Annotated in this window: 9 protein-coding genes; 4 read left to right on the top strand and 5 right to left on the bottom strand. The window is 69.5% G+C overall.

From position 1 onward, the window contains the following. Positions 1–224: 224 nt before the first annotated feature. Entirely contained in the window at positions 225–782 is a 558-nt protein-coding gene (locus ACIRG5_RS44125; protein WP_402916664.1) for a TetR/AcrR family transcriptional regulator, read from the bottom strand. 110 nt (positions 783–892) lie between these two features. On the opposite strand from ACIRG5_RS44125, the gene ACIRG5_RS44120 reads away from it, so the two are divergent. Further along, the gene (locus ACIRG5_RS44120) at positions 893–1,594 is read left to right on the top strand and encodes an SDR family NAD(P)-dependent oxidoreductase (protein ID WP_402916662.1); all 702 of its coding nucleotides are present in this window, start codon (positions 893–895) and stop codon (positions 1,592–1,594) included. Here the strand turns inward: ACIRG5_RS44120 and ACIRG5_RS44115 are convergent. Further along, the gene (locus ACIRG5_RS44115; RefSeq protein WP_402916660.1) at positions 1,591–2,322 is read right to left on the bottom strand and encodes an AraC family transcriptional regulator; all 732 of its coding nucleotides are present in this window, start codon (positions 2,320–2,322) and stop codon (positions 1,591–1,593) included. The two genes, ACIRG5_RS44120 and ACIRG5_RS44115, sit on opposite strands and share 4 nt — an antisense overlap. Positions 2,323–2,397: 75 nt before the next feature. Between ACIRG5_RS44115 and ACIRG5_RS44110 the strand changes: the two genes are divergently transcribed. From ACIRG5_RS44110 to ACIRG5_RS44100, 3 genes are read left to right on the top strand one after another with little or no spacing between them, the layout of a single operon-like run. Beyond that, positions 2,398–3,510 (top strand): MFS transporter, encoded by a 1,113-nt coding sequence (locus ACIRG5_RS44110; RefSeq protein ID WP_402916680.1) that lies wholly within the window; start codon positions 2,398–2,400, stop codon positions 3,508–3,510. A gap of 31 nt (positions 3,511–3,541) precedes the next feature. After that, positions 3,542–4,411 carry an exodeoxyribonuclease III gene (locus ACIRG5_RS44105; RefSeq protein WP_402916678.1) on the top strand — a complete coding sequence of 290 codons (870 nt, stop codon included), beginning with the start codon at positions 3,542–3,544 and terminating at the stop codon, positions 4,409–4,411. A 16-nt stretch (positions 4,412–4,427) separates the two neighbouring features. After that, positions 4,428–5,048, top strand: coding sequence for a hypothetical protein (locus ACIRG5_RS44100; protein WP_402916658.1), 621 nt, complete (start codon positions 4,428–4,430; stop codon positions 5,046–5,048). On the opposite strand, the gene ACIRG5_RS44095 is transcribed toward ACIRG5_RS44100, so the two are convergent. The 3 genes from ACIRG5_RS44095 to ACIRG5_RS44085 all read right to left on the bottom strand — a co-directional run bounded on the left by ACIRG5_RS44095 (position 5,004) and on the right by ACIRG5_RS44085 (position 7,498). Continuing rightward, complete coding sequence (locus tag ACIRG5_RS44095; RefSeq protein ID WP_402916656.1) at positions 5,004–6,335, bottom strand: histidine kinase dimerization/phospho-acceptor domain-containing protein; 1,332 nt, start codon at positions 6,333–6,335, stop codon at positions 5,004–5,006. The two genes, ACIRG5_RS44100 and ACIRG5_RS44095, sit on opposite strands and share 45 nt — an antisense overlap. Continuing rightward, positions 6,332–7,003: a response regulator transcription factor gene (locus ACIRG5_RS44090; RefSeq protein WP_402916654.1), complete on the bottom strand. Its 672-nt coding sequence runs from the start codon at positions 7,001–7,003 to the stop codon at positions 6,332–6,334. The genes ACIRG5_RS44095 and ACIRG5_RS44090 overlap by 4 nt, the downstream gene beginning before the upstream one ends. 132 nt (positions 7,004–7,135) lie before the next feature. Beyond that, on the bottom strand, positions 7,136–7,498 hold the full coding sequence (locus tag ACIRG5_RS44085) for a hypothetical protein (RefSeq protein WP_402916652.1): 363 nt from the start codon (positions 7,496–7,498) through the stop codon (positions 7,136–7,138). Between the last annotated feature and the right edge of the window lie 45 nt (positions 7,499–7,543).

Here is a 7,543-nt window from a genome sequence, read left to right as displayed (position 1 = left end):
CGGATCAGGCTCACCTACCGAAGTATCCAGCGCGAGCAGCACCCGCGCCCGCCGGATCGCCGACGCCGAGTGCACGCCCGTGGTGGTCAGCCGGAGCAACGCTTCACGATCCCGCGCCGACAACGTGACCGGCCGTTTCAACTGGGAGGCCATCACCACAGCCTCCCAGCCAAAGACTCCATAACTAAGCAGCGACACGCTACTAGGCACCTTGCCCGCGAGGTCTACGGCGTGCGCAGGCCGTCGACGTAGATCGACAGGAAGCGGCGCCACTCGCCGGGAGAGTCGCGGATCACCTGGGCCATGGCCCTGGTCAGCGTCGCCATGTCCGTGATCGAGTAGTCGGGGCGCAGCACGCCGGCGGCCAGAGCGCGGTCGATCAGGATTTCCGTGTGTCCCACGCCGCGGTGACAGGCTGAGACGACTTCCGGGGCGCGCGGGAGGTCGCGGGCCAGGATGTCGTTGAGTCCGAGGTCTTCCGCTTGCAGGGCGTAGAGGTCGTCGAGGTAGACGACGAACGCGTGCCACGGATCCGGGTCCGCCAGGGCCTTCTCGCCGATGACGTCCAGGGCGGCCAGGCGCTGAGGGAAGATCGCCGTGAAGAGGTCCTCGCGGGTCGGGAAGTGCTTGTAGAGCGTGCCGATGCTGACTTCCGCGTGGCGTGCGATGTGTTCCATCGGGACGTCGAGGCCGCGTTCCGAGAACAGCTGTGTGGCCGCTGCCAGCAGCTTCTCCCGGTTGCGTGCCGCGTCCGCACGCAGGGGCTTCGACGCGGTGACCATGGGCGGGATCCTACTCGTGGGTTAAGTCGAGGGTGCCCTCAAGTTTTGTGGTAGCGTCGATCCGGTAAGTCGAGGGCTGCCTCGAATTAGCGTTCGGAAGGACGAAACCCATGTCTCCCACCGCAGTTGTGCTCGGGGTCGGTCCCGGGCTCGGCATGTCCATCGCGCACCGGTTCGGCCGCGAGGGCTACGACGTGGTGCTGATCTCGCGCGGCAGTGAGCGGCATGCCGGCTACCTGGCCGAACTCGCCGACGCTGGTGTGAAAGCACGGGCGGTCGCCGTCGACGTGAGCGATCGCGCGCGACTTCTGTCCACTTTGGACGAGATCGGGCCGGTGGACGTCGTCTACTACGGGCCGGCCGCCGTGGACATGGAGAACATGCCCGGCGAGATCACGAAGACCACGTCCGACGAGACGCGCGCCGCGATGGACATGGTCTACCCGGCGATCGACGTCGTCGAGCACGTCCTGCCGGGCCTGGTCGAGCGCGGCGGTGGCGTGCTGCTGGCCGGCGGGCTGAGCTCGGTGGTGCCGATGCCGATCCTTGGTGCTCTTGCGTTGTCGTCGGCCGCGATGCGCAACTACGCCGTGACGCTCAACGCGGCGCTCGCGGACAAGGGCGCGTACGCGGGCACGCTCACCATCGGCGGTGTGATCGAACGCGGCGACATCCACAAGTTGGTCGAGTCCCGGCCCGAGCAGTTCGGGGGTCTGGCCGGGCACACGCTCGACCCGGACGACATCGCCGAGACCGCGTGGCAGATGTTCGTGAAGCGGGACCGCGCGGAGGAGGTGTTCAACGTTCTCTAGAGGTACGAACCCGGGGTGTGACCGAGCGAGCGGCGGAAGACGTCGATGAACGCGCTCGCGGTCGCGAATCCACACTGCAGCGCCACGGCCGTGACGGGCTGGCCCTCGGCGAGCAGGCGCAGGGCGTGGTAGAGCCGCAGTTGCGTGCGCCACTGGGGGAAGGTCATGCCCATCTCGTCGCGGAACAGCCTGGTGAGCGTCCTGCCGCTGGCGCCGGCCTCCCGTCCGAGCGCTTCGAGACCGCGTGCGTCCGAGGGGTCGGTCTCGAGCGTCGCGCAGACCGCCGCGAGCCTGGGGTCGTGGGCGGCCGGCACGCGCACGGGTTGTTCGGACGCGGTGGCGAGTTGGTCGAGCAGCACCGAGCGCATTCGTTTGCCCGCAGGGGTTTCTCGGTCGGTGAGCTCTGTGTAGGCGATCAGCAGTTCTCTTAGTAGTGGCGACACGGCGAGAGCGGTCGGCTCGTGGAGCTTCAACGGGTTCTGTGTGAGGCCGAGGAAGTGCAGCCGTGTGACGCCGTACGCGCGGTGCGAGTGCACGGCGCCGGACGGGATCCACAACGCACGGTGCGCGGGTGCGATCCATCTCGACGTCTCGGTGTGCACTGCCACGACGCCGCGGCTGGCGTAGACGATCTGGTGTTCGTCGTGCCAGTGCGCGCTGACGCCGCTGGTGGCTGCCAGGTCGCGGCTCGTGGTCGGCGCGGCCGGCAAATGGCGAGAATTCGACATACATCGGCAGAATATCGGAATCGCGAACGTACCGGACGGGGCCACGATCGGTGCGTGGACAACTCTCGCCGGCGGATGTCGGTCCTGGTCGCCGGCCATGCGGTGGACGATCTCTACCAGGGTGCCGTGCCGGCCGTCGTGCCTTTCTTCGTGCTCGAACGCGGGTACAGCTACCTCGCGGCGGCCGGCATCACGGTCGCCGCGACACTGCTGTCGTCGGTCGTGCAGCCGTTGTTCGGTGTGTTGACGGATCGGCGGCCCATGCCGTGGCTGGTTCCCGTGGGCATGACGCTGGCGGGCGTGGGCATCGGGTTGTCCGGGCTGAGCGACTCGTACGTCCTCACGTGGCTCGCGATCGCGTTGTCCGGTCTCGGCGTCGCCGCGTACCACCCGGAAGCCGCTCGTCTCGCGCGTCGCGTCGCGCAGGACAGTCACGTCGGCATGAGCTGGTTCGCGGTGGGCGGCAACGTCGGGTTCGCGCTGGGACCGGTGCTCGTCACGCCGGTGCTGGCGTTCGGCGGGCTCGCGTGGAGCCCGATGCTCGCTGTTCCCGCGCTGGTGGGAGGTGTGTTGACGTTCGCTGCGTTGCGCGGCGTGCACGGCGCTTCGGCCGCGGTCCCGGTGGCGGTGGGCCGCGACGACCGGGGTCAGTTCGGCCGGCTGACGGCGGTGATCGTCGCGCGGTCGATGGTGACGTTCGGGCTCGGCACGTTCCTCGCGATCTGGGTGACGCAACGGGTCGGCGGTGGTCCGGCGGCCGGTGCGGCGGCGTTGGTCGTGCTCTTCGGGGTTGGTGCTGCCAGCACGTTGCTCGGCGGCGTGCTGGCCGGGCGTTTTGGGCGTGTCCGGATTCTGCAGGTGTCCTACGCGGCCGCGGTGCCTGCCGTCGCGGGTGTCGCGTTGGTGCCCGGTCCATTTGTCTATGTGATGGTCGCGCTCACGGCCGTGGCGTTGTACGTGCCGTTCTCGCTGCACGTCACCCTCGGCCAGGACTACCTGCCCAACCGGCTCGGCACCGCCAGTGGCGTCACGCTGGGCCTCGCCGTCAGCGTCGGTGGACTGGGATCGCCGGTGGTCGGTGCGGTCGCGAGCACCACGAACCTCCAGTGGGGCCTGTTGTCTCTCGTAGTGCTGCCCATCGTCGCGTGGGTGGCGGCACGCGGTTTGCGATCACCTGTGCGCGTGTAGCTCGATGCGGGCTCTAGCCGCGATGACTACCGTGGAGCGCGTGCGAGTGGCGACCTGGAACGTGAACTCCGTCAAGCAACGCGTGCCCCGCCTGCTGCCGTGGCTCGACCAGCGACAGCCGGACGTCGTGTGCCTGCAGGAGACGAAGCTGGCCGACGACGCCTTCACCGCCCTGCTCGGAGACGCCCTGAAGGAACGCGGCTACGAGGTCGCGTTGTTCGGTGAAACCCAGTGGAACGGCGTGGCCCTCCTCTCCCGCGTGGGCTTGGAAGACGTGGCTGTAGGTGTGGCAGGCGCACCGGGTTTCCCGCACGTCGAGGCCCGCGCCGTAGCTGCGACGTGCGGCGGCGTGCGCGTCCACTCGCTGTACGTGCCGAACGGCCGTGAGCCCGAGTCGGACCACTACAAGTACAAGCTCGAATGGCTCGCCGCACTGCGCGACGTACTGGAGGCAGGGCCTTCTGACGCGCTGGTGTGCGGCGACATCAACATCGCGCCGGCCGACGCCGACCTGTTCGACCCCGAGGCCTACATCGGCCAGACCCACGTCACCGAACCGGAACGCGCCGCCCTGCAGGCCATCGAAGCGTTGGGGTTCCACGACGTCGTGCGCGACCGGTGGCCGACGGAGCGGATCTTCAGCTACTGGGACTACCGGGCCGGCATGTTCCACCGCGACCTCGGCATGCGGATCGACCTGATCCTCGCGTCCAGCTCCGTCGCGCCGCGGGCCAAGGCCGCCTGGATCGACCGGCACGCCCGCAAGGGGACCGGGCCGAGCGACCACGCGCCGGTGATCGTGGACCTGGACGAGGCTCCGGACGGCGACATCGGGCCCGTGGTGCCGCCGCCGTCCTCGCCGGGCTCCAAGAAGAAGGTCAAGCTGCCGCAGGCGAAGTGATCGCTAGATTGATCAGATGGTCCCCGGAGTACCCGACGTCCCGTTCGACCGCTGGTGGCACGCGATGCGTGACGTCGCCGCGACCGAGGACACGGCACGCGCCTGGCGCGAGCACCGCTACACGTTCGCGCACCAGCTCGGGAGCGCGCTGGCCGGTGGCCTGACGGGTCCGGCCGTCTACGGGGTGTGGCTGCAGTGGGGACTGCTGTACGTCGGGCAGACGCTGGAGGCCGGACGCAGGCTGAAGGACCTCGCGATCGGCGAAAGCCACCACCTGGCGAACACGTTCCCTCCCGAGATCTGGCACCGCGTCGCGGTGGTGGCGTGGTCGCAACTCCCGCACGCCGCCGCGGCGATCGACAAGTTCGGCGTCAGGGCGGTCGGCGAAGGGCTTGAGCACCGGTTGCAGGCCTCGTTGCGGCCGCTGGCCAACTCGGCGCGCCGAGTGTCGAAAGGCGGCTGGCGTGAGGTCGCCTGGGAGCGCAGCAACTCGCTGGGGGCCAAGACCGGACGGCAGATCGGGGAGCTGTTCGGTGCGTTGCAAGAGGTGTGGGACGTCGCGGGAGTGTCGCCGGACGGCGCGGACCTGCCGTCAGCCGCCCGCGTCGTGTTCCCGTCCCGGATGCTGAGGTCCTGACTGCAGCGTCACGGTGAAGGCTGCCCCGCCCTCCGCGGCGGGCCCGGCCGTGATCGTCCCACCCATCCGCGTCACCAGCCCGTGCACGAGCGCGAGCCCCACACCGGTCCCGACAGGCCGAGAGTCCTGGTACCGCGCGTGCAGCACCCCGCGATCGAACGCCACGGCGTAGTCCTCGGCGGCCAGCCCGGGGCCGCCGTCCCGCACCTCCAGCACGGACGACAACGCGAGCACGACGGGACGTCCGGCAGGGGTGACACGCAGGGCGTTCTCCATCAGGCCGTCGATCACCTGCCGCAGGCGCCGGGCGTCGGCCTGCACCACCGGGGAGGCCGACACGTCCAGCACGAAGGTCACTCCTCGGGCGTGGCAGCGGGCGTGCCACACCTCGGCTGCGGAGCGGACGACGGGTTCCAGGGACACGGTCGCCATGTCCAGGCGGAAGTCGTCGGCACCCAGGCGGGCCAGGTCGAGCAGGTCGGTGACCAGGCGGTCCAGGCGGCGGGACTCCTCCAGGATCACGGTGCCCACGGGGGCGACCTGGGCGCCGGAGACCACGCCGTCCGCCAGGGATTCCGCGAAGCCCGTCACGGCGGTGAGCGGGGTGCGCAGTTCGTGGGAGACGGAGAGCAGGAAGTCGCGTTGGCGGGATTCGCTGCGTTGCAACGCGTCCGCGAGCGAGTTGACGGCCGTGCTCACCTCGGCCAGTTCGTGGGTGCCGGCCACCGGGACTCGGAGGTCGCGGCGGCCCGCGCTCATCGCGTGGGCCACTGAGGCGACTCGGCGCAGCGGGCGGGCCAGGAACGTGCCCAGGGCCAGGCCCGCGAGGCAGGCCACGGCGAGACCTATGCCCAGGGCGCCGAGGATGTTGCGGACCAGTTTGCGGTAGGTGCCGGTGGTCTCGGTCTCCTGGACCAGGGCGAAGCCGCCCGCCCCCGACGGACGGGCTTCCACGTTCAGACGGCCGCTCACCCCGGACACAGGAGAACCCGACAGCACCCCGCGGTAGTCGACGGCGCGGACCGCGCGGACCGCGGCGCGATCGGCGCCCGTGACGTCTCCGGCGGCGGTGATCCGGACGATCGCGATGTCCTGGCCCTCCAGGATCTGTTCCACGCGGTTGTTCGAGATCTGGCCCGCCACCACGTCGGCCTGGGAGCGCAAGGACTCGCGGCTCACCTGTTGCGAGGTCGAGAGCACCAGGCGCAGTGACACGAAGCCCGCGACGGCCACGGCCACGAACGCGACTCCCAGGCACAGCAACGCGATCCGGCCGGCGAGGTTCACGACGCGTCCGCCGAGTAGCCGACGCCGCGCACTGTCCTGATTGGACTCAACGAACCGAACTTGGCTCGTAGCTGGGCTATGTGGACGTCAACGGTCCGTGTGCCGGCCACGGACGAGTAGCCCCACACGGCGGAGAGCAGCTGCTCGCGCGAGAACACCTGACGTGGATTCTTCATCAGGTACGAAAGCAGCCCGAACTCCGTCGACGTCAACGACACCTCGTCGGCACCGGCGAACGCTCGCCGTTCGCCGACATCGAGCCGTACGGAACCCACCTGCAGAACGTCCGGCGCTGGGCCGGACGAGCGGCGCAGGACCGTGCGCACGCGCAGGGACAGTTCGCGTGGACTGAAGGGCTTGGTGATGTAGTCGTCGGCGCCCAGTTCCAACCCGAGCAGGCGGTCCACCTCGTCGTCCCGGGCCGTCACGAACAGCACCGGAGTCCAGTCACCGGCGGCGCGCATGGCCCGGCAGACCTCGATGCCGTTCAGCACGGGCAGGCCGACGTCGAGCACGACCGCCACGGGCGACAGCGACCGGACCGCGGCCAGTGCCGCGTCCCCCGAGGACTCCAGGTGCACGCCGAAGCCGTCGCGCCTCAGGTACAGCGCGACGAGTTCGGCGATCGCCGGTTCGTCCTCCACGACGAGCACCAGGCCACGTTCCACGCGTTCACCCCGGCTGGTTGATGTCCGACTCGATGCTGTTCAGCGTTGATTCCACATCATCGAGGTCCGACACCGGCGCCTCACCCCGGCACGCCGTCAGGGACACCAGCAGAACCAGAGCCGCGACCCACCTCACTTGGACCCGCAGTGCTCGGACTTGAACTTGGCGACGCGCTCGCCGGCCTTCGCCAGCTTCACGAGCTGCGCGTCCCGCAGCTTCAGCCGCGCGTCGAGGACGTCCGCGCGGGCCGTGTTGCCGGCCTTGCGGGCGTCGGCGGCCTTCTGCTCGATCCACTTCTTCGAGCCCAGGGTCTCCGGACTGCCGTTGATCTTGTCCGTCAGCGCTTTGACCTTGCCCTCGACGCGAGGCACGCGGTTCGAGCAGATCTGCTGCACCTTCTCCGGGCTGATCGTGATCGGTTCCTGCGCCGACGCGGTCCCCGCGCCCAGCAGCAGCATCCCCAGCACGAGCCCACCGATTCGCGAAATGTTCATGGCACAGAACGATGACCGCTCACGATCAGAGCACGGTCCGCCGAA

It is taken from the genome of Lentzea sp. NPDC102401 (genome assembly GCF_044765805.1).
Lineage (GTDB): Bacteria > Actinomycetota > Actinomycetes > Mycobacteriales > Pseudonocardiaceae > Lentzea > Lentzea sokolovensis.
Note: the sequence above shows the minus strand (reverse complement) of the source record. Positions and strands in the feature narration are given on the sequence as shown.

What these genes read in the sequence shown, in the direction of transcription:
- ACIRG5_RS44125 (WP_402916664.1), bottom strand. Translation starts at nt 782, where the DNA reads ATGGTCACCGCGTCGAAGCCCCTGCGTGCGGACGCGGCACGCAACCGG.
- ACIRG5_RS44120 (WP_402916662.1), top strand. Translation starts at nt 893, where the DNA reads ATGTCTCCCACCGCAGTTGTGCTCGGGGTCGGTCCCGGGCTCGGCATG.
- ACIRG5_RS44115 (WP_402916660.1), bottom strand. Translation starts at nt 2,322, where the DNA reads ATGTCGAATTCTCGCCATTTGCCGGCCGCGCCGACCACGAGCCGCGAC.
- ACIRG5_RS44110 (WP_402916680.1), top strand. Translation starts at nt 2,398, where the DNA reads ATGTCGGTCCTGGTCGCCGGCCATGCGGTGGACGATCTCTACCAGGGT.
- ACIRG5_RS44100 (WP_402916658.1), top strand. Translation starts at nt 4,428, where the DNA reads ATGGTCCCCGGAGTACCCGACGTCCCGTTCGACCGCTGGTGGCACGCG.
- ACIRG5_RS44085 (WP_402916652.1), bottom strand. Translation starts at nt 7,498, where the DNA reads ATGAACATTTCGCGAATCGGTGGGCTCGTGCTGGGGATGCTGCTGCTG.